Annotated in this window: 21 protein-coding genes and 1 pseudogene; 14 read left to right on the forward strand and 8 right to left on the reverse strand. The window is 66.5% G+C overall.

Annotated elements, in window-relative coordinates; genetic code table 11:
- Positions 1 to 71: 71 nt before the first annotated feature.
- The 6 genes and pseudogenes from ACQUSW_RS12015 to ACQUSW_RS12040 all read left to right on the forward strand — a co-directional run.
- Positions 72 to 239, forward strand: a complete 168-nt coding sequence (locus tag ACQUSW_RS12015) for a hypothetical protein (RefSeq protein WP_156198513.1) — start codon at positions 72 to 74, stop codon at positions 237 to 239.
- Positions 236 to 325, forward strand: a complete 90-nt coding sequence (locus tag ACQUSW_RS12020; protein ID WP_035731468.1) for a potassium-transporting ATPase subunit F — start codon at positions 236 to 238, stop codon at positions 323 to 325. The genes ACQUSW_RS12015 and ACQUSW_RS12020 overlap by 4 nt, the downstream gene beginning before the upstream one ends.
- Positions 325 to 1,995: a potassium-transporting ATPase subunit KdpA gene (gene kdpA, locus ACQUSW_RS12025; protein WP_428932547.1), complete on the forward strand. Its 1,671-nt coding sequence runs from the start codon at positions 325 to 327 to the stop codon at positions 1,993 to 1,995. The genes ACQUSW_RS12020 and kdpA overlap by 1 nt, the downstream gene beginning before the upstream one ends.
- Positions 1,996 to 1,998: 3 nt before the next feature.
- A complete protein-coding gene (kdpB, locus tag ACQUSW_RS12030; RefSeq protein WP_428932548.1) occupies positions 1,999 to 4,155 on the forward strand; it encodes a potassium-transporting ATPase subunit KdpB in 2,157 nt (718 codons plus the stop codon).
- 22 nt (positions 4,156 to 4,177) lie between these two features.
- A complete protein-coding gene (gene kdpC, locus ACQUSW_RS12035; RefSeq protein WP_428932549.1) occupies positions 4,178 to 4,792 on the forward strand; it encodes a potassium-transporting ATPase subunit KdpC in 615 nt (204 codons plus the stop codon).
- A 2-nt stretch (positions 4,793 to 4,794) separates the two neighbouring features.
- Positions 4,795 to 5,160 (forward strand): annotated as a pseudogene (locus ACQUSW_RS12040) (histidine kinase); the annotation flags it as partial.
- 476 nt (positions 5,161 to 5,636) lie between these two features.
- On the opposite strand, the gene ACQUSW_RS12045 reads toward ACQUSW_RS12040, so the two are convergent.
- From ACQUSW_RS12045 to ACQUSW_RS12070, 6 genes are all read right to left on the reverse strand, one after another.
- Entirely contained in the window at positions 5,637 to 6,299 is a 663-nt protein-coding gene (locus tag ACQUSW_RS12045; protein WP_428932550.1) for a DUF2637 domain-containing protein, read from the reverse strand.
- The gene (locus tag ACQUSW_RS12050) at positions 6,299 to 7,231 is read right to left on the reverse strand and encodes a bifunctional DNA primase/polymerase (protein WP_428932551.1); all 933 of its coding nucleotides are present in this window, start codon (positions 7,229 to 7,231) and stop codon (positions 6,299 to 6,301) included. The genes ACQUSW_RS12045 and ACQUSW_RS12050 overlap by 1 nt, the downstream gene beginning before the upstream one ends.
- Complete coding sequence (locus tag ACQUSW_RS12055; protein ID WP_428932552.1) at positions 7,231 to 8,319, reverse strand: ArdC-like ssDNA-binding domain-containing protein; 1,089 nt, start codon at positions 8,317 to 8,319, stop codon at positions 7,231 to 7,233. Before ACQUSW_RS12055 ends, ACQUSW_RS12050 begins: the two co-directional genes overlap by 1 nt.
- Before the next feature lie 197 nt (positions 8,320 to 8,516).
- Positions 8,517 to 9,377: a helix-turn-helix domain-containing protein gene (locus ACQUSW_RS12060; protein WP_428932553.1), complete on the reverse strand. Its 861-nt coding sequence runs from the start codon at positions 9,375 to 9,377 to the stop codon at positions 8,517 to 8,519.
- A 152-nt stretch (positions 9,378 to 9,529) separates the two neighbouring features.
- Positions 9,530 to 10,813 carry an ABC transporter permease family protein gene (locus tag ACQUSW_RS12065; protein WP_428932554.1) on the reverse strand — a complete coding sequence of 428 codons (1,284 nt, stop codon included), beginning with the start codon at positions 10,811 to 10,813 and terminating at the stop codon, positions 9,530 to 9,532.
- A 44-nt stretch (positions 10,814 to 10,857) separates the two neighbouring features.
- Positions 10,858 to 11,565 (reverse strand): ABC transporter ATP-binding protein, encoded by a 708-nt coding sequence (locus ACQUSW_RS12070; RefSeq protein ID WP_428932555.1) that lies wholly within the window; start codon positions 11,563 to 11,565, stop codon positions 10,858 to 10,860.
- Between the two features lie 230 nt (positions 11,566 to 11,795).
- On the opposite strand from ACQUSW_RS12070, the gene ACQUSW_RS12075 reads away from it, so the two are divergent.
- From ACQUSW_RS12075 to ACQUSW_RS12095, 5 genes are all read left to right on the forward strand, one after another.
- Positions 11,796 to 12,743 (forward strand): ABC transporter ATP-binding protein, encoded by a 948-nt coding sequence (locus ACQUSW_RS12075; RefSeq protein ID WP_428932556.1) that lies wholly within the window; start codon positions 11,796 to 11,798, stop codon positions 12,741 to 12,743.
- Complete coding sequence (locus tag ACQUSW_RS12080; RefSeq protein WP_428932557.1) at positions 12,740 to 13,555, forward strand: ABC transporter permease; 816 nt, start codon at positions 12,740 to 12,742, stop codon at positions 13,553 to 13,555. Before ACQUSW_RS12075 ends, ACQUSW_RS12080 begins: the two co-directional genes overlap by 4 nt.
- 131 nt (positions 13,556 to 13,686) lie before the next feature.
- Complete coding sequence (locus ACQUSW_RS12085; RefSeq protein ID WP_428932558.1) at positions 13,687 to 14,412, forward strand: hypothetical protein; 726 nt, start codon at positions 13,687 to 13,689, stop codon at positions 14,410 to 14,412.
- 54 nt (positions 14,413 to 14,466) lie between these two features.
- Positions 14,467 to 15,675, forward strand: a complete 1,209-nt coding sequence (locus ACQUSW_RS12090) for a sensor histidine kinase (protein WP_428932559.1) — start codon at positions 14,467 to 14,469, stop codon at positions 15,673 to 15,675.
- Positions 15,672 to 16,367 carry a response regulator transcription factor gene (locus tag ACQUSW_RS12095; protein ID WP_428932560.1) on the forward strand — a complete coding sequence of 232 codons (696 nt, stop codon included), beginning with the start codon at positions 15,672 to 15,674 and terminating at the stop codon, positions 16,365 to 16,367. Before ACQUSW_RS12090 ends, ACQUSW_RS12095 begins: the two co-directional genes overlap by 4 nt.
- 31 nt (positions 16,368 to 16,398) lie before the next feature.
- Here ACQUSW_RS12095 and ACQUSW_RS12100 read toward each other — a convergent pair whose 3' ends face one another.
- Positions 16,399 to 17,502 (reverse strand): DNA cytosine methyltransferase, encoded by a 1,104-nt coding sequence (locus ACQUSW_RS12100; RefSeq protein ID WP_428932561.1) that lies wholly within the window; start codon positions 17,500 to 17,502, stop codon positions 16,399 to 16,401.
- A gap of 275 nt (positions 17,503 to 17,777) precedes the next feature.
- On the opposite strand from ACQUSW_RS12100, the gene mobF reads away from it, so the two are divergent.
- From mobF to ACQUSW_RS12115, 3 genes are all read left to right on the forward strand, one after another.
- The gene (gene mobF, locus ACQUSW_RS12105; RefSeq protein ID WP_428932628.1) at positions 17,778 to 21,320 is read left to right on the forward strand and encodes a MobF family relaxase; all 3,543 of its coding nucleotides are present in this window, start codon (positions 17,778 to 17,780) and stop codon (positions 21,318 to 21,320) included.
- A 178-nt stretch (positions 21,321 to 21,498) separates the two neighbouring features.
- Positions 21,499 to 21,870, forward strand: coding sequence for a sulfate permease (locus ACQUSW_RS12110; protein WP_428932562.1), 372 nt, complete (start codon positions 21,499 to 21,501; stop codon positions 21,868 to 21,870).
- A gap of 49 nt (positions 21,871 to 21,919) precedes the next feature.
- On the forward strand, positions 21,920 to 22,093 hold the full coding sequence (locus tag ACQUSW_RS12115) for a hypothetical protein (RefSeq protein WP_428932563.1): 174 nt from the start codon (positions 21,920 to 21,922) through the stop codon (positions 22,091 to 22,093).
- Between the two features lie 245 nt (positions 22,094 to 22,338).
- Here ACQUSW_RS12115 and ACQUSW_RS12120 read toward each other — a convergent pair whose 3' ends face one another.
- Positions 22,339 to 23,031: a hypothetical protein gene (locus ACQUSW_RS12120; protein WP_428932564.1), complete on the reverse strand. Its 693-nt coding sequence runs from the start codon at positions 23,029 to 23,031 to the stop codon at positions 22,339 to 22,341.
- Positions 23,032 to 23,042 lie beyond the last annotated feature (11 nt).

The following is a 23,042-nucleotide window of genomic DNA, read 5'->3' on the forward strand; positions in this document are numbered from 1 at the left end:
AGCGGTCCGTCAGAGTCCGCCCGATCCTCGTATGGGTTCTGTTAGGACACCTGTTTCGGTGGTGTGGGTGGGTGTTTGATCGTGAGTTGCGCCCGCTGTTTCGGGTTGCGCGGCTAGTGGTCCTGCTGTCGCTTGTTATCCGAATGGAGCTTGTTGTGCTTGACATCGTCTACGTGCTCGGCGTGATCGCCTTGTTCGTCGTCGTCGGGCTGCTGGGGAAGGCGGTGGAGAAGCTGTGATCGTTTTTGAACTTCTCGCCGCCGGTCTCGGGGTCGCGGCGATCGTGTATCTCGTGTTCGCTCTCGTGAAGCCGGAGCGTTTCTGATGGAGTGGTGGATGCTGATCGCGAGCGCCGCAACGCTCGCCCTCGCCCTGGGTCTGCTGTACCGGCCCGTCGGCGATTACATGGCCTGGGTGTTCACGACCCGGAAGAACTGGAAGGTCGAACGCGGGATCTATAAGGTCATCGGCGTTGACCCGTCGAAGGAGCAGTCCTGGCAGGTCTATCTGCGGTCGGTGCTGTACTTCTCGGTCGTCGGCGTGCTGCTGCTGTTCCTGCTGCAGCGCACGCAGCAGTGGTTGCCGTATTCCCTGGGGAACGAGAACATCGACTCGGGGGTGGCTTTCAACACGGCCATCTCGTTCGTCACCAACACCAACTGGCAGGCGTACTCCGGTGAGGACCTGTCGTACACCGTGCAGTTCGCCGGCCTGGCGGTGCAGAACTTCGTCTCTGCGGCGACGGGTATCGCCGTGGCCGTGGCACTGGTGCGCGGGTTCGCGTACCGCCGCTCGGGCACCATCGGCAACTTCTGGGTCGACCTGGTCCGAGGCACCTTCCGTATTCTTCTTCCGCTCTCGATCGTCGGGGCGATCGTCCTGATCGCCGGCGGCGTGGTGCAGAACTTCAACGGCTACGTCGATGTCACCACCATCACCGGGGGCACGCAGACGATTCCGGGTGGGCCGGTAGCGTCCCAGGAAGTCATCAAGGAGCTCGGCACTAACGGCGGTGGCTTCTACAACGCGAACGCGTCACACCCGTTTGAGAACCCGACCGGGTGGATCAGCCTCTTCCAGTGCTTCTTGATCCTGCTGATTCCGTTCTCGCTGCCACGTACCTTCGGCAAGATGGTCGGCGACAACCGGCAGGGGTACGCCATCCTCGCCGCGATGGGCACGCTTTACCTCGCCTCGGTCACGGCGCTGGCCGCGTTCGAGTTCGCCGGCAACGGCACCGCCCCGCAGTTGGCGGGCGCCGCCATGGAAGGCAAGGAGGCCCGTTTCGGGCTCGCGCAGTCCGTGATCTACGCCGGCACGACCACCCTCACCTCCACAGGGTCGGTGAACTCCATGCACGACTCGTACACGGCTCTGGGCGGGATGATGCCCATGGTCAACATGCTGTTGGGCGAGATCGCTCCCGGCGGTGTCGGTGCGGGTCTGTACGGGATGCTGATCATCGCGGTAATCGCCGTGTTCGTCGCGGGACTGCTCGTGGGACGCACTCCCGAGTACCTGGGCAAGAAGATCGGCCCGCGGGAGATGAAGCTGGCGAGCCTGTACATCCTGGTGATGCCGCTGCTCGTCCTCGGTGGTGTCGCGCTCAGCTTCGCGATCCCCGCGCTGCGAGACAGTATCGTCAACGAGTCGCTCACGAACACCGGATCGCACGGCCTGTCCGAGGTGATCTACGCGTTCGCGTCGGGCGCGAACAACAACGGGTCCGCGTTCGCGGGACTGACCGCCAGTACCCCGTGGCTGACGGCCGCGATCGGTGTCGCGATGCTGTTCGGCCGGTTCATCCCGATCGCGCTGGTCCTCGCCCTGGCAGGCTCCCTCGCCGCGCAGGACAAGATCCCCGCGACCGCAGGAACCTTGCCCACGCACCGACCGCTGTTCGTCGGGCTCACTGTCGGCACCGCAGTCCTGGTGACCGCACTCGTCTTCTTCCCCGTTCTCACGCTGGCTCCCCTGGCGGAAGGGCTGCTGTAAACCATGTCAACTCTCACACACACCCCTGTTCCCGAGGCGCCGAAATCGTCGGCGCCCGCACGGCGCAAGACCCTGACCTGGGCGCAGATCCAGGCCGCGCTCCCCGGTGCGCTGCGCAAACTCGACCCTCGCGCCCAGTGGCGCAACCCGGTGATGTTCATCGTGTGGGTCGGCGCCGCGCTCACCACTCTGCTCGCCGTCGCCGAGCCTTTCCTCGGCGGCCCCGCGGAGTCGGGCGGCACGAGCGTGCCCTGGTCGTTCACCTGGATCATCGCCGTCTGGCTGTGGTTGACGGTGCTGTTCGCGAACCTCGCCGAGTCGATCGCCGAAGGCCGCGGCAAGGCGCAAGCCGACACGCTGCGCAAGACCCGCACCAGCACCACCGCGCACCGGGTGGTCAGCTACCACCCCGGCACCGACCCGGCAGCGGAGCAGACCCCGGCGGCGGACGTATCTTCGGCGGATCTGCGGCTGGGCGACATCGTCGTGGTGTCCGCCGGTGAGCTCATCCCCGGCGATGGGGACATCGTGTGGGGCATCGCGAGCGTGGACGAGTCCGCAATCACGGGCGAGTCGGCCCCCGTGGTGCGCGAGTCCGGTGGTGACCGATCGGCCGTCACCGGCGGCACCCGGGTGCTCTCGGATCGGATCGTGGTGCGGATCACCTCCAAGCCGGGCGAGACGTTCGTGGACCGGATGATCGCGCTCGTGGAAGGCGCGGCCCGGCAGCGCACCCCGAACGAGATCGCGTTGAACATCCTCCTCGCGTCGCTGTCGATCGTGTTCGTCGTCGTCGCGCTGACGCTGAACCCGATCGCCTCCTACCCGGCGAGCCCGGCGAGCATCACCGTACTGGTGGCGCTGCTGGTCTGCCTCATCCCCACCACGATCGGAGCGTTGCTGTCCGCGATCGGCATCGCGGGCATGGACCGTCTCGTGCAACGCAACGTCCTGGCCATGTCCGGGCGGGCCGTGGAAGCGGCCGGAGATGTGACCACGCTGCTGCTGGACAAGACCGGCACCATCACCTACGGCAACCGCCGCGCGACCGCGTTCGTCCGGTTGGACGGCGTCCGCGAGCAGGAGCTCATCAAGGCCGCCGCACTCTCGTCCCTGGCCGACCCCACCCCGGAGGGCAAGTCGATCGTCGATCTCGCCCACGCCGAGGGAGTCGACGCGGAAGCCGCGGGAAACGGGGAGATCGTGCCGTTCACCGCGCAGACCCGCATGTCCGGACTGGACCTTCCCGACGGGACACAGATCCGAAAGGGCGCCGGCTCGGCGATCACCGCCTGGCTAGAAGAGGACGGCACACGCCTTCCCAGCAGCGAACTGGCCGAGTTGGATGAGCACGTCGAGCACATCTCTTCCTCCGGTGGCACCCCGCTCGTGGTGGCGGTCAAGACCGGAACAGGAGAGCACCGGGTGCTCGGGGTGATCCACCTCAAGGACGTCGTCAAGGAGGGCCTGACCACACGGTTCGCCGAACTGCGCGCCATGGGTATCCGCACCGTGATGGTCACCGGCGACAACCCGCTCACCGCAGCGGCGATCGCGAAGGAGGCCGGCGTGGACGACTTCCTCGCCGAGGCCACTCCCGAGCAGAAGCTCGCCTACATCCGCAAGGAGCAGGAGGGCGGCAGCCTGGTCGCGATGACCGGTGACGGCACCAACGACGCACCCGCCCTCGCGCAGGCCGACGTGGGCGTCGCGATGAACACCGGCACGTCGGCGGCGAAAGAGGCCGGCAACATGGTCGACCTGGACTCCGACCCGACCAAGCTCATCGACATCGTCGCGATCGGCAAGCAGTTGCTGATCACTCGCGGCGCGCTGACCACGTTCTCGATCGCGAACGATATCGCGAAGTACTTCGCGATCATCCCGGCGATCTTCATGGGCGTGTTCCCGGGCCTGTCGGTGCTGAACGTCATGGGGTTGCACTCGCCCGCATCGGCGGTGCTGTCCGCGGTGATCTTTAACGCGATCGTGATCGTGTTCCTTGTGCCCCTCGCCCTGCGCGGCGTGAAGTACCGGCCGATGAACGCGTCGAAGATCCTCGGCCGCAACCTCGCCGTCTATGGCCTGGGCGGCATCATCACCCCCTTCATCGGCATCTGGCTCATCGATCTCCTCGTGCGCCTGATCCCCGGATTCTGACCTTCGAAAAGGAACACACCCCATGAACACTGCTACTCGCAGCAGCGGACGGACCCTGTGGGTCGCTACCCGTGCGCTGCTCATGTTCACCGCCGTCCTCGGCATCGGCTACACCCTGCTGATCACCGGGATCGGACAACTCGCATTCCCCGCCCAGGCCAACGGATCATCCCTCACGAACAATGAGGGCGATGTCGTCGGGTCTTCGCTCATCGGCCAGTCCTTCACCGACTCCGACGGCAACCCCTTGCCGGAGTACTTCCAGAGCAGGCCCTCCGCTGCCGGAGACGGCTACGACGGGCGCTCCTCGTCCGGAACGAACTGGGGCCCGGAGAACGAAGACCTGATCGCGGCGATCACCGAGCGTAAGGCTCAGATAGCGGAGTTCAACGGCGTCACCGAGGCCGAAGTCCCCGCGGACGCGGTCACCGCGTCGTCGTCGGGACTGGACCCGCACATCAGCCCCGCCTACGCGCAGATCCAGATCCAGCGGGTCGCCGACGCGCGCGGGATCCCCGTGGAGCAGGTGCGGGAGCTCGTCGCGGCACACACCCAGGGCCCGGACGCCGGGTATTTGGGAGAATCGAGGGTGAACGTTCTGGAACTGAACCTCGCCCTGGACGAGTTGGAGGGCTGATCATGCCGAAACGGGGGCAGCTTCGGGTGTTGCTCGGCGCTGCCCCCGGCGTCGGCAAGACCTTCACCATGCTGGAAGACGGGCGACGCCTCCTCGGGAGCGGGAAGGATGTCGTCATCGGGATCGTGGAGACCCACGGCCGCGCCGCAACGGCGGCGATGACCGCGGGAATCCCGGCCGTCCCGCGCACACGCAGCGAGCATCGCGGCGTCACGCTCGAGGAGATGGACCTGCAGGCGGTGCTGGACCGTCGCCCCGAGATCGCCCTTGTCGACGAGCTCGCGCACACCAACGCGCCCGGATCGAAGAACGACAAACGCTGGCAGGACGTCGAAGAGCTCCTCGCTGCGGGGATCGACGCGTTGACCGATCCGGGGCGGACACGGCTACCCCAACCCGATCCCGGACCGCGACACCCACGAGTGCCGGGGGCTCCCGCCGCGACCGAACGCGGTCACCGGAGGCAGGCGGCGTGCCCGCTCGCTCACCACCCGTGCCCCTGAGCGGGCGACGGTGCGCGCACCCCGGTATGCCTGCCCGGGTGCTTGGCGGGTACGACGGGCAAGCTCGGCATGGAAGTCGATGCCCTGCCCGGCGACCCTGCCCGTCCGCGCCGCCAGCAGATCAGTGGGCCGCACCCACTCCACCCCCGATCGTCGCCACCCCGCCCCCGCGCCCGCCTTCGGCTTCGTCACGGACGGGTCGCCGTGCCGGCCCAGCTCCGACACCTCCCCGTCCCCGCCTCGCCTCGGCTCCTCGGTCGGCGCCGCCGGCTCATCGCGGTGTCCCTGGCGGACGGGAACGGGATGCTGCTCGTGCGTGGCAGGGGTCTGGTTGTCGTCGTTCATGTTCTCTCCTCCGAGTCGGGGCCGGTCAGCGCCGGCCGGGCGAACCAGCGGCCCACCGTGGACGGGTGCACGCCCAGGTGGCGGGCGATCTGCTTGTTCGACCACCCCTCTGCCTCCCGCAGCAGCACCGCCGCCTCACGCCCCTCACCCCGCGACACCGCCGCCGTCGCCACCGGGACGGACGCCACCACCGCGTGGCCCGGGCCGGCCACAGGCGCTGTCGGCGGCTCGACAGGCAGATCGGATGCGGGCGCAGGGGTGGGGCGGGTGAGGATGACGGTGAGATGGGTGATCGCCAGCAATACCAGCGGGGGCACCGCCGCGACGGACGCGGCGAGCACCGCCGGCACGTCGGCGTCGGCGGCGACGACGGCATGGATCGCGTTCGCTGTCACCGACACCACCGCGCCGGCGGCCAGCAGCACCCACGGGTACCAGGCCTGCCGGTGCCCGGCCAGGGCGACCACGGCGACGGTTGCGACGACGATGATGCCGTCCACGATCAGCGGCCACGCCCACGCCTGCCCCTCCTCGATCCCGGAGCGGCGGGCCAGGTCCGCCAGAGCGGTGAACGACAGCCAGAACGCTCCCGCGGCGATGAACACCGTCCCGCCCGCCGCGGTCACCACCGCCCACCGCCTCCCCATCTGCCTCGCCATCACAACCCCCTCAGCGGCACGACCGAGCGGGCTGGGGTTGGTCGGTGGTCGAACCAGCCGGCCCCTGCCGGTGACGCGCCCTGCGTCGCGGAGGTCGTCGTCCGCCGGGCGGGGTCGGGGTGAACGGCGCGGTAGGCGGAGCGCACGGTCGCGGTGATCTCCCGCGGCCCGAAGTCCGACTTCGCTGCCGTCAGCACCGCATCGAGCGCATCAGCGAAGGGGACGCCGCCCTCGGCCAGTCGGCACGACGCCCAGAACAGTTTGAGATTGCGGTCGGTGTCCTGCCGGTCCAGCCACCGCGCCAACCGCTCCGCATCCTCCCGCCCCACCTGCTGCCCGCCGACAGGGCGGGGGCGGATCGGAGGGCGGGGGTCGAGGAAGTCCCGCAACCTGCCCGCATCCAGCTCTCGTCCCGGATCGTGGGCGACGTGGACGATGCGGTATCCGACTGTGGTGGTGCCGATGGGTCGGGTCGAGGGCGGGACGATGATGTAGCCGCCGTCGCCACGGAAATCGACTCCCGCGCGCCCTGCCTGCCAGGACCGTTGCGCGGCGCCGGGCGTCGCCGGGTAGTAGGCGTGCATGCCGCCCGTGGGGGTGCGCACCAGCAGCTCCCACCCGCCGGCCAGTCCGGCGTCTCGGACGCGGCGGAAGCTCGCCCGCCCGTCGACCGGACCGTGCACGTCCACATCCACCACCACCAGCCCGGTCGCCTCACCTGTCGGGATGGCGATGTTCGCGGCCGGCCGGCGTCGCCACCATGCCGATACCTGGGCGGGATCGGTGCTCGCCTCGTGGAAGCCGTGCTCGGTCAGTGGGCGCTTGCCGCCCGGCACGCACGGGAACACCGGCACCCCGGCGTCCGCGAACCGTGCCGCGGCCGCTGGCAACGGCAGGCCCGCGGCCTCGGTGAACAGCGACGCGGCCCGCATCACAAGCCCCTCACCGCGGTATCCGCCGCCCGAGACGCCCGAGGTCGATCCACCCGCAGCGACGCCGCAGGCCGCTCCGGCCGTGCGTCACGTTGGGTGCGCGGGGCGTCGCGGGTCAGGCCGGGCGGGTCGCCCCCGCCGAGCTGCACGGTCGAGAGAGCATCAAGGATCGCCCCGGCGGTCTTGCGGACCCGCTCGCCAGTGGCCTGCACCACCTCAGCGGGCTCCTTGTCCTTCACCGTCCCGGCCCACCCCGACACATACGGGATCGTGTAAGAGCTCGTATCCATGCCGTGCGCGGCGCCGATCATCAACGCCACCGACTCCGCCTCCACCTCCCCGATCCCGCGATGCCGCGTCGCATCCGGGTTGTCCGGGCCGTGCAGGCGCACATGCGCGAGCTCGTGCGCGAGGGTCTTCACCTGTGCGGCATCGTCCATGTCCACCCGCACCGCGACCGTGCGATTCGTGTAATCGGTCAGGCCGTTCGCGCCACGGATCAGCCCGGCGTGCTCGACCCGCAGCACCGCGAACCCCTCCGCCTCCACCAGCCCGGCCAGGCCGTCCCACAGCCCTTCGGGCGCAGCGCCTTCCAACAGCACCGGGGCCACCCGCTCAGGGATCGGATCACCCGTCGTCTGCGACACGTCCCAGACGTAGGCGGGCTTCGCGCCCACCATCCGCGAGCGCACCGCCTCACCCGGCTTCGGCTTCTCGAACCGCCCCAACCGGCGCCACGACAACGAGTCCTGCGGAGTCGAGGACGCGAACCGGCCCGTCACCGGGGCGAAGATCATGTACCCCGGCTGACCCTTCTCCACCTGACGGCCGAGTGTCTGCCACTGCTTGTACCCGGCGACATACGACGGCTCCGGCGCCGGCGCCCGCCCCTGCTCGAAAGCATCGAGATGCTGAGCCCAGATCAGCAGCGTGTTCCCGAACGACCGCGACCGGAACCGAGCCGCGAACTCGAGCGCGCGCCGCCAGTCGTCCCCGGAAGAGAGCTGACCGACCGCAGCCGCCAGCCGTTCATGCAGCGCGTCGAGCTTCGCATCCCGCGCCGCACGCTGTTCCTCGGTCGCAACCATCTGTGTCCTCCTCCCGGCGTGTCACACCGCACACGGCGGATGACTCCTGCGACCAGAAGGTGCACCAAGAGGAACAGCGAAGATCGAGACGGACGGCGGACAAGAACAGTGAGCGACCGCCAGGTGCATCGCTGAACCCGACGTGGTCAACCCACCACTACCTCACAGGCAACAGGCCTGGTGATCCGAGCCTAAAATCATGCCCGTTTCGTCCGGTCACCACGCGCGTTTGCTCCGGGTCCGCCCTCACGAACCATCCGCCGGTATCCGCTCGGGGAGACCCCGACGCTACGGCGGAACTGCCGGGCGGCGAAGTCCGCATCGACCCACCCCACCGATGCCGCCACAGCCGCCACCGGCAGCTCCGTGTCCCGCAGCAGCACGACCATATGCTCGGCGCGCAGCATTGTCAGAAACGCGATCGGAGACTTCCCGAACGCCTCCGTGAACACCCGTCGCAACTGCGACGACGACAGATGCACGGCATCCGCAAGCTCGACCACGCTCCACCTCCGGGCGAGGTCGCCCCGTAACAGCGCCTCCACCGCTCGCGCTTCCGCCCGCAGGGGGCGGAACTGCCGGTGCCGCGGCCGTGACGGCAGAACGGCAGTGCGTTGCGTCGGGCTGGTGCGCTCACCCGTCATCGCCAACCGAGGCACGACCACATCGAGAAGGCCAGACAGGAGCGCTTGCGCTCGGTAGAACCGCTCCGGAGGCACCCCGTCCACGCTCAGGGCCGCGAGCTCATCCAGCCACGGCATCAACAACCCCGCCCGGTGCTCGCCGAGCCGGACGACTTGCGCCGGCTCCGCGTAGTGCACTTCCAGGAACTCGCTCGCATCGTCGCGGGTGCCGAAGCGGGCGGCGTACTGCCAGAACACCAGGTCGACGATGTAATCGCGATCCAGGTAGAGCGTGGTGGTCGTGATCCAGCCCTCCGGCTCCGCCCCGCAGAGCGTGTTCGCCGCCAGCACCACCACATCGCCAAGACGGACGTGACGAGTTCCGAACTCACTGAACAGAATCGCGGCCCCAGAGCGCACCACGATGACCTTCACGCAATCAAACGCGACGGGGTCAATCGGCGAATGTGCAGTCTGGGTCCGGGCCTCTACCGGCGAGTACGTCCTCCGAGCACGACCATCGTCCGTCCTCGTGGTCCAAGTGATGGATGGAATCTCTGAGCGCAACTGGTGACAGATTCGATCACTCACTCGCCCCGCGAAGGCGCCGCCAGAACACGGCTAAGGGTTGAACGAGCTGCCGAGACACCTACTCGCACGAGTAGTACGCCGCACGCGAGGAAGACAAGCGTCGCGGCGACGAAGAGCGGCGAGTTGGTCGTGGCAACCAGGAGAAGCGGAAGGGTGAGCGCGGCGGCAGCAGCAGCGGAACCGGCGATAGCGATGATGGCGGGACCCGCAGCTTGGTGTTTGCGGGCGCGGTCCATTTCGCGTCGCGGCATGCCGATTCGGTCGAGCGCGACGTAGAGTTCCCGGTTTTCGATGATCGCTGCGGTCTGAGTGATACCGATCTGGCAAGCAGTGAGAACGTATGAGATGGCAACAAGAATGAACAGCACGGTCCGGGCATCCGCGAACAGCATGATCTGTTCGTGGGTGAGCACGGAGTCGCTGCGTTCGACCGCGTTGAGGAAGCCGAGCATTGCACCGCTGGGAAGCAGAATGAAGCTGGTCAACGCGATTGCCGATACTCCTCGCCACGCGGTTCTTGGGTCTTCCAGGTTGCGACGCGCAGCGATCAACCGTGCTGCGTCGGATGTGGTGTTGGCGCGTCGACGTGCGGTGAGGCTGATCGCGAACGGCCCTACGATTCCGAGCACGCCCATGATGATGAGCACGGCGATCGTGAATCCGATGACGATTCCTGTGATGCCCCAGTTCGGCGAAGCGAACTGCGTGAGGAGTATGCCGCTCACCAGGGCGGCAGCGCCTATAGCGAGTCGTACCCAGCTCATTCGAGGAGCATTGGTGCGGTTCGCCACTCCGAGCGGGCTGAGCACCACTTGACGAAGGCCCATCATCGCGCTGATGGGTGCCAGGGAAACCAGGATGAACAGGAGCACGACGGTAACCCATACAGGAAGCCATGCTGTCTCGACAGCCGAAGTGTCGTTCGCGAGCGGTAGGTGCGCGACAGCGAGGGGCACCGGTACGGAGAGCACGGCACCGATGACGACGCCGAACAGTTGTAGCGCCGTGGCTTCCACAACGGACGCGGCCTGAACGATGCGTGTTGACGCACCCAGAAGCCGAAGGTTCGCAAGTCTCTCGTCACGGCTGCGAACAGTGAGCCGGGTGGCGGCGCTTCCGAGCGTGAGCAGTGGAACGAGAAGCAGACCCGACAATGCGACCGCCAGCACGCGGTACGCCCCCGATTCATCGGGCACCGCCCAGAGACGCACTGCGAACGTGACAACAGTGAACGACAGCAGCGTCGCTACTGCCGATGCGACGATCTGAAGCCAGGCCATGACACCTGAGTGCCGGCGTGGGCGCAGGAGCATCCACAGCGCTGTCATTGACCCGCTCCACTGTCGATGCGCCCGTCAAAGACCCGAATGACTCGGGTGCACCGCGCGGCGACCCGTTCATCGTGGGTGACAATGACCACCGCGTAGTCGTGCCCTCTTCTCTCGTTGATGAGGAGAGTCAGAACCTCCCCAGCGGTCTGGGAATCGAGCGCTCCAGTGGGTTCGTCGGCGAACACGATCTGAGGCTGATGGATGAGCGCACGAGCAACAGCAACACGCTGCGCCTGTCCGCCAGAGAGCTGCCCGATACGACGGTTCTCAAGTCCCGCGAGCCCCAGCGCCGCGAGTTCTTCATGCACGCGGGAGAAGGCTTCTTGACGAGACCGGCCGGTAAGCAGAAGCGGAAGCGCGACGTTCTCCGCTGCTGTGAGCTCAGGAATCAGGAGGCCCTGTTGAAAGACGAATCCGAACCGGCGGAGCCGAAGCGACGAACGGTCGTCGTCCGAGAGGCCGGTGATATCGACATCCGTACCGCCTTTTTCGTCTGCGAGCGTGACTCGTCCTGACTGGGGATGGATGATCCCCGCGAGGACATGCAGAAGAGTGCTCTTCCCTGATCCGCTCGGCCCCATGATCGCAACGGATTCGCCAGCGAAAACGTCGATCGTCGCATCGTGCAGCGCGACTGTGTCGCCATAGCGAACCTCAACGTTCCTGGCATGAAGAAGACGCGCCTGCTTCCGCTCCGTCATGAACTGCTCCTGCCTGCACACACTTCGAGATGCCGCCATCGCGACATACCTCCGACGCTACGAACCCCGAATCGTTCGAGGCACCACCCACGGGTGGAAGTTCCGAACGTCGCGACAAGCGACAGTTCCACCCGTGGGTGGTGCCCCTGGGGAGGCGTCAATTCGTAGCGTGAAGACACCGCCACCACCAGGTGCACACGGTCTCGCTCGACAGGAAGAGGAACCCCGCAGTGTCAATCGAAGTCAGCAATCTCACGAAGAGATACGGCTCCACATACGCCGTGAAAGACGCTTCATTCCAGGTCCAACCGGGGCAAGTGACGGGCTTTCTCGGACCAAACGGTGCTGGGAAATCAACGACGATGCGCGCCATCGTCGGGCTAGATCACCCCACCTCCGGTTCGGCGACCATCGGAGGCAGAACCTACGCCAAGTTGCGTGCCCCACTGCGGGAGGTCGGGGCGCTTCTCGACGCGAAATCCGCGCATAAGTCGCGCACGGCACGAAACCACTTGCGGACGGTCGCAGCGACATGCGGCATCTCCCGTCGACGTGTCGATGAGGTGCTGGACCTCGCGGGTCTGACCAGCGTGGCGAACAAACGGCTCGGCGGGTTCTCTCTCGGCATGGGCCAGCGCCTCGGACTGGCCGTTGCGCTCCTCGGCGACCCGCACACCCTCATCCTCGACGAGCCGGTCAACGGTCTCGACCCCGACGGTGTGACCTGGATCAGGAACCTACTTCGCGAACTCGCGGACGAAGGACGCACCGTATTCCTGTCCTCGCACCTCCTGGGAGAGATGTCATTGATCGCCGACCACATCGTCGTCATCGGCAAAGGTGAGATCCTCGCAGACGCGCCCGTCAGTGAGTTCGTCCAGGCTGGCGATCTCGTACGCGTAAAGACCCCGGATGCCGGGCGACTTGCCCAGGTCCTCGCCGCACCGAACGTGACCACAAAATACGACGGCTCCGGCTATCTCGACGTTGAAGGCTTGACCGCGGAGCAGATCGCAACCACCGCGGCCGGGGCGGGACTGGTGCTCTTTGAGGTCACCCCGATCCAGCGCAGCCTGGAAGACGCCTACCGCGATCTCACCCGCGAATCTGTGCAGTACCAGTCCGAACACACATCCGCGCTTCCCACCGACGCATCAGACCCACGGGAGCAGCGATGAGCCTCATCGCCTCCACGAAACCCTCTTCGAGCACGGGGGCAGCGTCCGGAGAAGTCCGGTTCCTTGGCGTCATGCAGTCGGAGTGGGTGAAGTTCGCCACCTTGCCGTCACAGTGGCTCACCGTGATCGCGGCGATGCTGCTCATGCTCGCCGTCGCAGCGCTTCGACTCACGACGACGATCGTGCAAGGCGATGTCGCGGACCCTGTGCTGCTTGCGAGTCAGCTCCACGAGGGGGTCGTGTGGGGCGGGGTGCTTCTCGCGGTTGTCGCGGCGCTCTCCGTGACGAGCGAGTACACCTCGGGCGCGATCCGCACGACACTCATCGCTGTCCCGGCGCGAGCCTCTGTCGCAACAGCAAAAGCGCTCGTCTTCGCGCTGATCGGATTGCTTCTCGGCTCGGCGGCCTCCGGCATCGCACTATTCGCGAGCTGGCTCGTCGGCAGAGAGAACGCCATTGAAACTCATCTGCCGACGGAGTTCGTCGCCCAGCTCGTCGTGGGCTCCGGCCTCTATCTCGCTGGCACCTGCGTGCTGGCCATCGGCCTCGCGTTCCTCATCCGTCACCCCGTCGGAACTCTCGTAACCGTCCTGGTGCTGCTCACAGTTGCCCCGTTGCTGCTCGCTGCAGTACCGCTTGAGATCATTCGCGACGTCATCACGTTCCTCCCCAGCATCGCCGGGCAGATGATCTTCGCCCCCGACACCGGAACAAGTGCCTTGTCGCCCTGGGGTGGCCTCGGAGTGCTCGCCATCTGGGCAGTAGCACTCTGGGGAGCCGGAACGGCACTCCTGCAGCGTCGCGACGCCTGAAACCTGACCTCGACCCCACATCGGAGAACCCTCTTATGACCACCTACAGCCCGTCTCTATCAACGAACCTGCTGCGTAACCGCGCAACGTTCCTTCGCTCACTCACGGCGGAGTTCGTCAAGTTCTTCACCTTGACCTCGAACCGCATCCTGATCGCCATCATGACGCTGTTCGTTCCCGCATCCGCCTCGATGCTCGCGTTGTCTTTCGCTTCCCCCAGCGATAACCGCGCACCGGGGACCTCGCTCACCGAGGTCCAACCGATCATGTTCATCGACAGCATCCTGTGGGTACAGATGCTCTTCGCGGTGATCGTCGCGCTCTTCGTCACCAGCGAGTACAACTCGGGCCAGATCAAGCAGACGTTTCTCGCCGTGCCGCGTCGTCTCACCGTGCTCGCGACAAAAGCACTCGCGGTCGCCGTGCTCGGATTCGCGTCAGGATTCGTTGCGGCGCTGCTGGCACAGGCCACACCGGTCGCGATTCTCGCGAACTCAGACGTGAGCTATGACTTCACCTGGGAGAACGCGCTGCTCCTCGCCGCCAAGTCCGGGTTGTATCTCGCGGGCGTCGCCGTATTCGTGACCGGCTTCGCGTTCCTTGTCCGCAACGTCATCGTCGCGATCATCGTTCCCGTCCTGTTCTTGAGCATCCTACCCGAGATCATCCGCTCGATCCCCGTCGACGCCATCCGCAATGCCGTCGAGTTCTTCCCCAGCGTCGCGGGTCGCCTGTTGATCAGCACCATCGAATCGGGGGCTGGTCTCACCGGCTGGCAAGGGTATGGAGTAATGAGCATCTGGGCGCTCGGGGCACTCATCATCGCCGGGCTCACACTCAAGCTGCGAGACGCGTAGCCAGAGAATCCCCGAGGTCACAAAGCTAAAATGAGGTCACAGGAAAGGACGACCGTGCGGAGTACAGAGGGGCGGGAGGCGGCGCCCTTTGAGGCGGATGCGTTCTCCCCGTCTCTGTGGGCACCGCTGGAATGGGTGCGCCATCATCCACGCATCATCGACATCCTCGTGATCCTCGCATGCACCGCACCTGCGTGTATCGGGTTGGTGCTGATCCAGCCCCCGTATGCCTGGGCGGGTTTCGTACTCACCGCTGCCACCGGGATCGCGCTGTGGTGGCGACGGACCCACCCGCTCCTCGTTCTCGCGATAGTCGTCGCGTGCGCCAGCATGAGTCCTCTCGTGCAACCAGGGTTCAGCCCGCTACTGATCGAAACGTTCGTCGTCGTCTACACCGTCGCCTCCCTGCGACCGCTGACACACGCACTGATCGGTTTAGGACTCAGCCTCGGCATACCGTTCGCCGCAGCCGCACTCCGGCAGTGGATCGGTTTCGGAGAGCTCTCTCCGACCCTTGTGCAACCGCTCCTCCTCGCCGCGCTGTTCCTCGGCATTGCCGTGCGATCCAGACGGCAGCAGCGCGAAACCCTCGCCGCTCTCGTCAACACGAGAATCGAAGCCGCCGCCGCGAACGAGCGCAGCCGCATCACTGCCGAAATGCATGATGTCGTCGCCCACTCCGTCACCGTCATGATCGCCCTCGCCGGCGGTGCGCGGGCGGCCTGGCAGAAGCACCCGGAACGAGCAACCGCCGCGCTCGAACAACTCGGGAACGTCGGAGAAACCGTGCTCGGAGAGATGCAGACCATCCTCCACGTCCTCCGCTCCGGGGACAGCGATCTCGACAAGGCCCTCCACCGATCAGGGCACAATCTGCCCACGCTGGAAGAACTCGCAGACACCTTTCGTGCCACAGGGCTCCCCGTGACGCTCAGACAAACCGGGTTCCCCTCCGATGACCTGACGCTCAAGAACGCCACATACCGGATCGTCCAAGAATCACTCACGAACGCGCTCCGCTACGCCGACAAGCCAGGCGAAGTTGCAGTACGCATCACCGGAGACGGCGACACCCTCACGATCACTGTGACCGACGACGGTCGCCCCGGACCCCCGGCACAGAGCCTGGGATCGGGGGCCGGATTGAGCGCCATGGCCGAGCGCGCCGCGGCGCTTGGCGGCACCCACGACGCAGGCCCACGACTCGGAGGCGGCTGGGAAACCCGCACAGTGCTGCCGCTGACGAAGCCGAGGCGACGATGAGCGACACTCAATCAGAAACGCGAAATGCACTGACCGTCGCGGTCGTGGACGATCAAGAACTCGAACGCACAGGCATCGCACTCATCCTGGACTCCGCCGACGACATCACCGTCATCGCAGAAGCGGCAACCGGCGAAGAAGCCATCCCGATCCTGATCGAACGACAACCTGACATCGTCATCATGGACATCCGCATGCCAGGAATGGGCGGCATCGAGGCCACGAAGATCATCAGCGAGCGCATCCCGAACACGAAGACCATCGTTCTCACGACCTTCGACCTTGACGAGTACGCGTTCGGAAGCCTGCGGGCAGGGGCTAGCGCCTTCCTGCTGAAATCCACCAAACCCGAAGCCCTCATCGACGCCGTGCGAACCGTCGCGACGGGGGCCGCAGTCGTAGACCCACGCCTCACCGCGAAACTCATCGATCACTACGTCACAAGCCACCGCACGGGCGACGACGCGCTAGGCGACAGTGAGCACGCTCTTGCCCTTGCGGAACTCACCCGACGAGAGACCGATGTACTCATCGAAATCGGGCGAGGACACACGAATGAAGAGATCAGCACCAAACTGCATCTCGCAGAAAGCACCGTAAAATCGCACATCAACTCGATCTTCGCCAAGCTTCACCTCCGAGACCGGGTGCACGCAGTCATCCTCGCGAGAGAGACATGGCCAAATCTATAGTGGTGTTTCCCGTAATCAGGGGTCGCCTGAACTAACCTTGTTGCGCCGCGTTCAGGGAAACATTAAGTAGATGGTCAAGAACTCGATCTGCTTGCGACGGGAGAACACCGTTTCCTAGAGCCATTAGCTGCTGGGCCACGGTCAGGTCATGACACTCATCTGTTACCCAACCCATCGGAAGCCCCATGAGCCATTCCACAAACGCGGGGGCGGGGCGCGGGGCGGTCTCGTCGCTCAGAAGCGTCGGCGACGGTGCAGCACGGCCGGTGATGTGCTCCCATCGGGTCACGGCTTCGGCGTATCTTCCCCAGCGTCGAAGAGCTCCCCGATCAACGTCCATAGGCTCTCGGGGTCCTCGGAACGCGGGTACCCGCTGGGTCCGTGGAGGGCGAGGTCGATGATCTGATGACTGAGCGCGATCGTGCCTCGACGCGCTTTCACCCGTTGCAGACTCTCCCCGCCGCGTGAGGCGTCCGACGCGAGTGGTGTGCGGAAGAGCGCGGTGGGCAAGGATGAAGACCCGGAATCGGGGGTGGGGTGCGCCGATAGCGGAAGCCGGTAGACCGATCCATTGCGCGTCATACCGGAGGTCGGCCAGGTCTCCCAGAACTGCGCCCGCCGCCCGAAGAGGTCGAGTTGCGGTTGCTCCCATATCCCACGGGTCGGGTTCCACGTCGCCAGGGGTTGCTGAGTAGGGGTTGCGTTTCTCATCGTCGTCTCCTTCCGAGGGCGGGCGGATCGCGGGTGCCGAGAGCAGCCCGCGCACGTTCTCGATCACAACCCACTCCGGTTGCAGGGCGTCGATCGCCGCCGCCATGTGCGCCCAGAGCCCGGAGCGAGTGCCGGGAGCGAGGCCGGCCATCTTCCCAACCGTGGAGACGTCCTGGCAGGGGAACCCGCCGCAGAGGATGTCCACCGGGGGAACGTTGCTCCAGTCGATGGTGGTGATGTCGCCGAGGTTGGGGGCGTCGGGCCAGTGGTGGGAGAAGACGCGGGCGACGGGGTCGTTGATTTCGGAGAACCAGATGGTGCGGGCGTCGAAGACTTCCTCGACGGCGAGGTCGAGTCCGCCGTAGCCGGAGAACAGCGACCCGACCCGTAGGCGACCGTCGTTGGTGTTCTCGATTTCTGACATGCGGACTCCGCCGGATCGGGTGACCCCGGCGGTCTCCTGCACATGAGTTCGACGCCGGGCTGGTCACCTGCCAGGTGCTCACCGCGCTTCCCAGGTCCCTGTCGACCCCGCCCGCCGTCTACTCCCGGAGCCGTCGCCACGTCCCCGCTTCTGAGCTGCCACGCGTCTTGCAGATCGAGGGCGCCGCGTGATTCGTCGTGTCGCATCTGATGTCACAGACCGCCTCCGCTCACCTCCTCAGTGAGCGGAGGGAGGCGACCTGAGTGACGGTCTCGATGCGTGTGATGTCGGCGGGTGATGGCTACAAGTACTTGCTGCGCACCGTCGCTGCGGGCGACGGTGACAGGTCGCTCTCGACACCGTTGACGCGCTACTACGCCGAGGAGGGAAGCCCGCCCGGTTTCTGGCTCGGCTCCGGCGTGAGGACTCTCGGTGGCGGGCAGATCGCCCAGGGCGATCAGGTCTCCGAAGCCCAGCTCCAGCTCTTGGTCGGCATGGGGCGTGACCCGATCACCGGGGCACCATTGGGCCGGGCGTACCCCGAGTATCGGCCGGTGGCCGAGCGAGTCGCTGAGCGCGTCTCGGCCCTCGACCCGACGCTCGGGCCGCTCGCCCGTACGGAGGCGGCGGCGATCCAGTCCGAGGAGGCAGCCCGTGGGACACGCCGCGCGGTCGCCGGCTACGACTTCACATTCTCGATCCCGAAGTCCGCAAGCGTGTTGTGGGCGGTCTCAGACGCCGGGACGCAAGCCCTCATTGCAGACGCGCATCATTCGGCGGTTGCGGAGGTGGTTGCGTTCATGGAGCGGGAGGTTGCAGCCACCCGTGCCGGTGCAACCGGCCGCGACGGCGCGGTTGCGCAGGTCGATGTCCACGGTCTGATCGCCACCGCGTTCGACCACTACGACTCGCGCGCCGGTGACCCGCACCTGCACACGCATGTCGTCATCTCGAACAAGGTGCAGACCGTCCTCGACGGCAAATGGCGCTCTCTCGACGGGCGGCCGATGCACGCCGCGACCGTCGCGCTCTCGGAGTTGCACGAGGCGGTGTTCGCCGACCACCTGACCCGGACGTTCGGTGTGGAGTGGGAGGCGCGGGAGATGGGTCGCGACCGCAACCCGGCCTGGGCGGTCGCGTCGGTGCCGGAGGAGCTGGTGGCGGAGTTCTCGTCCCGGTCTCGGCACATCGAGGTCGAGAAGGATCGGCTGATCGCCGAGTACGTCGCCCGGCATGGTCGGCAGCCGTCTGCGGCGACGATCATCAAGCTCCGCGCGCAGGCCACGCTCAGCACCCGCCCGGAGAAGCAGGTCCGCTCTCTCGCGGACCTGACTGCCGAGTGGCGGGCGCGGGCGGGGCGCATTCTCGGGAAGAACGCAACCTCATGGGCGCGCACCGTGATGGCGAACGACGCGCCTCTGCTGCTGCGCGCTGATGACGTGCCGTTGGACGTGATCGGCACGCTCGGGCAGTCGGTCGTGGATGTCGTGGGCGAGAAGCGATCGACGTGGCGGCGGTGGAACCTCACGGCCGAAGCGGCCCGGCAGACGATGCGTTACAGGTTCGCGTCCACAATGGATCGGGAAGCGATCGTCGGCATGGTCGTGGACGCCGCCGAAGCCGCCTCCCTGCGGTTGACACCGCCCGAGCTCGCATCGAGCCCGGCGGTGTTTCGCCGGCCGGACGGGACCAGCGTGTTCCGGCCGAAGCACTCGGCGGTGTTCTCCTCCGAGACGTTGTTGGCCGCCGAAGACCGGCTCCTCGAGCGTGCCCGCACGACCACCGGCCCGACCGTCCCGCTCGCCACCGTAGAGAAGATCGCGGCGCGACCGGACCGAAAGGGCCACACCCTCGGCGACGACCAGGCCGCCGCGCTGGCGAAGGTCGCTGTCTCCGGCCGGCTCGTCGATGTCCTTGTCGGCCCTGCCGGCGCGGGCAAGACCACGGCCATGTCCGCGCTGCGGCGGGCGTGGGAGCACGAGCGTGGGGCAGGCAGCGTGGTCGGGCTGGCGCCGTCCGCGGTCGCCGCGCAGGTCCTCTCCGACGACCTCGGCATCCAGACCGAAAACACCGCAAAGTGGTGGCAGGACCACCTCACGACCGGCAAGACGTTCCGCCCGGGGCAGCTCGTCATCGTGGACGAAGCCTCCCTCGCCGGTACCCTCTCCCTCGACCGCATCACCCACCTCGCGGCCGAAACCGGCGCGAAGGTGCTGCTGGTCGGCGACCACGCACAGCTCCAGTCCGTCGATGCCGGCGGCGCATTCTCCCTCCTCGTCCACGACCGCGACGACGCCCCCGAACTGATCGACGTGTACCGCTTCGCCAACGAGTGGGAGAAAACCGCCTCTCTGGGCCTGCGGCACGGCCGCACCGAGGTTATCGACACCTACCTCGACCACGACCGCATCCACGGCGGAGGCACGGAGGCGATGGTCGATGCCGCCTACGCCGCATGGCGGGCCGACCGGCAGACCAGACGCGCGACAGTGCTGGTCTCCGACTCGAACGAATCCGTCCTCGCCCTCAACCAGCGTGCCCGCACCGACCTGATCATCGACGGCACCGTGAACCCCCGCCGCGAAGTCGAACTCCACGACGGCACCCGCGCCGCGGTTGGCGATTCCGTCATCACCCGCCGCAACGACCGAAGGTTGCGCGCCGGCCGCGGGTGGGTACGCAACGGGGACAGGTGGACGGTCACCGAGGTCCGAGACGACGGGTCGCTCACGCTGCGTCGCGCCACGGCCCGCTGGGGAGGATCGGTCGTCCTCCCCGCCGACTACGTGGCCGAACACCTCAACCTCGGCTACGCCGTCACTTCTCACCGCGCACAAGGCATCACCGTGGACACCTCACACGTCCTGGTCGACGCCGCGATGACGAGGGAGAACCTGTATGTCGCGCTCACCCGCGGCCGGGATGCGAACCTCGCCTACGTCGCCCTTGACAAGCCCGACGCCTCCCACGACGGCCCGCACCCCGGCGACAACACCGAAGCGACCGCACGAAGCGTGCTGTTCGGCGTGCTCTCACACGTCGGCGCCGAGCTCTCCGCACACGAAACCATCACCGCCGAGAAAGACGCCTGGGCGAACATCGGCCAGCTCGCCGCCGAGTACGAGACGATCGCCGCCTCCGCGCAACGCGACCGCTGGGTCACGCTCATCTCCTCCTCCGGGCTCACCGACGAGGAGACCGAGTCCGCGATCCATTCCCCGGCGTTCGGGGCACTCACCGCAGAACTGCGCCGTGCCGAGGCGAACCACCACGACATCGAGAACCTGGTGCCGCGCCTCGTGCAAGCGCGCGGGTTCCGGGACGCCGACGACATCGCCGCCGTCCTCCACTACCGCCTCACCCGCGCGACACAACGGCCTGCGGGATCGGGCCGGACCCAGAAGACGCCGCGGCTGATCGCCGGGCTCATCCCCGAGGCCACCGGCACCATGAGCGCCGAGTTCCGCCACGCGCTGACCGAGCGACGCGACCTCATCGAGGCCCGAACCGACGCACTCCTAGACGCGGCGCTCACCGAACACGACGGCTGGACCAAGACTCTCGGCTCTCCACCGAAGCAGTCCCGAACCATGGCCGCGTGGCGGCAGGCCGCCCGTACCGTCATCGCGTACCGCGACCGCTACAGCATCACGGATGCCTCACCGTTGGGTCCCCCGGCCGAGGACGACGCGCAGAAGATCGACGCTGCCCGCGCCCGCGCAGCCCTCGACCGCGCCCGCGCCCTGGCCGATACTGGCCGAACCGAACGTGAACAGCCTCGACGCGCCACGACGCGACCGCTCGGACCGAGGCTGTAGTCGCTCACAACCGGACCGAACCCGTGGCTGCCCTTACGAATGTCGCCGGGAAGTCGTACCCTGGAAGGGAGGCAGCGTTTCACATCTCTGCGGGTCCTTCGGGACAGTCCCTTCGGGGCCACTCATCAAAGTTTCTGCCTCCTCGACGGAGAAACACGTCCTGATGAGAGGCCCGACCATGCTCCGACTGCTCTGGGCGGCCAGCGTCCGCACCCGCTACTTCCTACGCCGCTACATGCCCACCAACATCCTGCTCGATCGCATCCGCACCCGCCGCGGCCTCAAATGGGGTCTACCCGCGATGCTCCTCGCCGCCCCCTACCTGCTCGCCGCGAACATCTGCACCAACCTCATCGCAGACGGCGGCCCCGGTTGGCTCAACCTCCTCGTGATCCTGTTCATCTGGAACGCACTCAAGTTCATCCTCAACGGGCCCGTCAGCCTCACCCACCTGATCCGCGCCCACGTCCACGAAGCCTCCGAACGCCGCCGTGTCCGCCGGCGAAGCGACGCGATGAAGTCCGCCCGCTACGCAACCATCGGGTCATAAGGGCTCGGGACATAAGCTCTGTTCCCGGACTGGTCAATAGGCTCGAATCATGCTCATGCCGGATGGAGACGACTACCGCATCTGCCCTCAGTGCGGGCGCGACTGCAATCCAGCACCGTTCGACAGCGCCGGCGACCGCGTCGGCGTTTCGTTCATCTGCCCCATCCACGGAGTCCACACCGTCGTGGACCCGTTCGCCGATACTCGGACACTCGACACCTGAGCAGTCGAAGCCGGCCGCTCACAGCCGAATCAGGTCATCCAGTGTCTTACTCCGTCTAGGTTGGCTGCGGTGGTCGCCTGCTGATCCGCCAATACTCTCGCGGGGACACGCCGACGCTACGACGAAACTGGCGGGTAGCGAAGTCGGGATCAACCCAGCCAACCGAGGCGGCGATCGCCACGATCGGGCTAAACCGGCTCCGACCTAGACGAGCGAGGTGCCAGCGAGCCTCTGGGCGCTACTCGCTATTGCGCCTCTTCCTCGCGCTCGTCGGTTGGCACCCCAAGCTCATGAGGGGGAGATAGCGTCGGGGCGTGCTCATCGGAGAACACGACACCGTTCGAGTCCTTGATCTTCGCGCTCCCGTTCCAACCGAGCCGCCACATCGTCCAAGCGGCAACATCCGAGAGCCAACCCGCGACCTCGACTGCTTCAGTCATGAAGGTCAGGTTGAGGCGAGTCTTGTCCTCCTCCATCCATCTGCCGAACGCCGTGTCGTGGAACCACGTCACCATCAACCGTTCCTCTTCGGATGAAGCCCTCAAGTACATGTTGTGCGCAAGGAAGTCCCGCAGGCGCTTCACCTGCAAGTAGGTCGCGACGAACTCACCGTGCCGTCCCTCCTCCGGCAACTCACGCTCGGAATAAAACTCGAAGAACAGCGGTCGGCTCTGATCGTTGAGACGCGTAGACAGCACGAGTGCGTGCCAACTCTCCTCGTTGAACCAGGTCTTGTCCCTCATCTCATGTAGGAACGATTGATTGCGCTTCCGCCACGTTCGGATCACCTGATCGGGGTTCCAACGGCCTACCTCCTCGAACGCCGCGCGGACAGCTTCATCAACGCCCGTGCAGCGTCGAGCAAGCTCATCGACCTGCCATTGCATGTGCGCGAACGTCGAGAAGAGCAGGAGGGTCTTGTCAGCCACCGAAGTCACGCTCGACCACC

The sequence above is a fragment of the Microbacterium luticellae genome (genome assembly GCF_050408645.1).
In the GTDB taxonomy this organism is placed as follows: Bacteria; Actinomycetota; Actinomycetes; order Actinomycetales; family Microbacteriaceae; genus Microbacterium.

What these genes read in the sequence shown, in the direction of transcription:
- kdpA (WP_428932547.1), top strand. Translation starts at nt 325, where the DNA reads ATGGAGTGGTGGATGCTGATCGCGAGCGCCGCAACGCTCGCCCTCGCC.
- kdpB (WP_428932548.1), top strand. Translation starts at nt 1,999, where the DNA reads ATGTCAACTCTCACACACACCCCTGTTCCCGAGGCGCCGAAATCGTCG.
- kdpC (WP_428932549.1), top strand. Translation starts at nt 4,178, where the DNA reads ATGAACACTGCTACTCGCAGCAGCGGACGGACCCTGTGGGTCGCTACC.
- ACQUSW_RS12045 (WP_428932550.1), bottom strand. Translation starts at nt 6,299, where the DNA reads ATGGCGAGGCAGATGGGGAGGCGGTGGGCGGTGGTGACCGCGGCGGGC.
- ACQUSW_RS12050 (WP_428932551.1), bottom strand. Translation starts at nt 7,231, where the DNA reads ATGCGGGCCGCGTCGCTGTTCACCGAGGCCGCGGGCCTGCCGTTGCCA.
- ACQUSW_RS12055 (WP_428932552.1), bottom strand. Translation starts at nt 8,319, where the DNA reads ATGGTTGCGACCGAGGAACAGCGTGCGGCGCGGGATGCGAAGCTCGAC.
- ACQUSW_RS12065 (WP_428932554.1), bottom strand. Translation starts at nt 10,813, where the DNA reads ATGGCCTGGCTTCAGATCGTCGCATCGGCAGTAGCGACGCTGCTGTCG.
- ACQUSW_RS12070 (WP_428932555.1), bottom strand. Translation starts at nt 11,565, where the DNA reads ATGACGGAGCGGAAGCAGGCGCGTCTTCTTCATGCCAGGAACGTTGAG.
- ACQUSW_RS12080 (WP_428932557.1), top strand. Translation starts at nt 12,740, where the DNA reads ATGAGCCTCATCGCCTCCACGAAACCCTCTTCGAGCACGGGGGCAGCG.
- ACQUSW_RS12095 (WP_428932560.1), top strand. Translation starts at nt 15,672, where the DNA reads ATGAGCGACACTCAATCAGAAACGCGAAATGCACTGACCGTCGCGGTC.
- ACQUSW_RS12100 (WP_428932561.1), bottom strand. Translation starts at nt 17,502, where the DNA reads ATGTCAGAAATCGAGAACACCAACGACGGTCGCCTACGGGTCGGGTCG.
- mobF (WP_428932628.1), top strand. Translation starts at nt 17,778, where the DNA reads ATGCGTGTGATGTCGGCGGGTGATGGCTACAAGTACTTGCTGCGCACC.
- ACQUSW_RS12110 (WP_428932562.1), top strand. Translation starts at nt 21,499, where the DNA reads ATGCTCCGACTGCTCTGGGCGGCCAGCGTCCGCACCCGCTACTTCCTA.
- ACQUSW_RS12115 (WP_428932563.1), top strand. Translation starts at nt 21,920, where the DNA reads ATGCTCATGCCGGATGGAGACGACTACCGCATCTGCCCTCAGTGCGGG.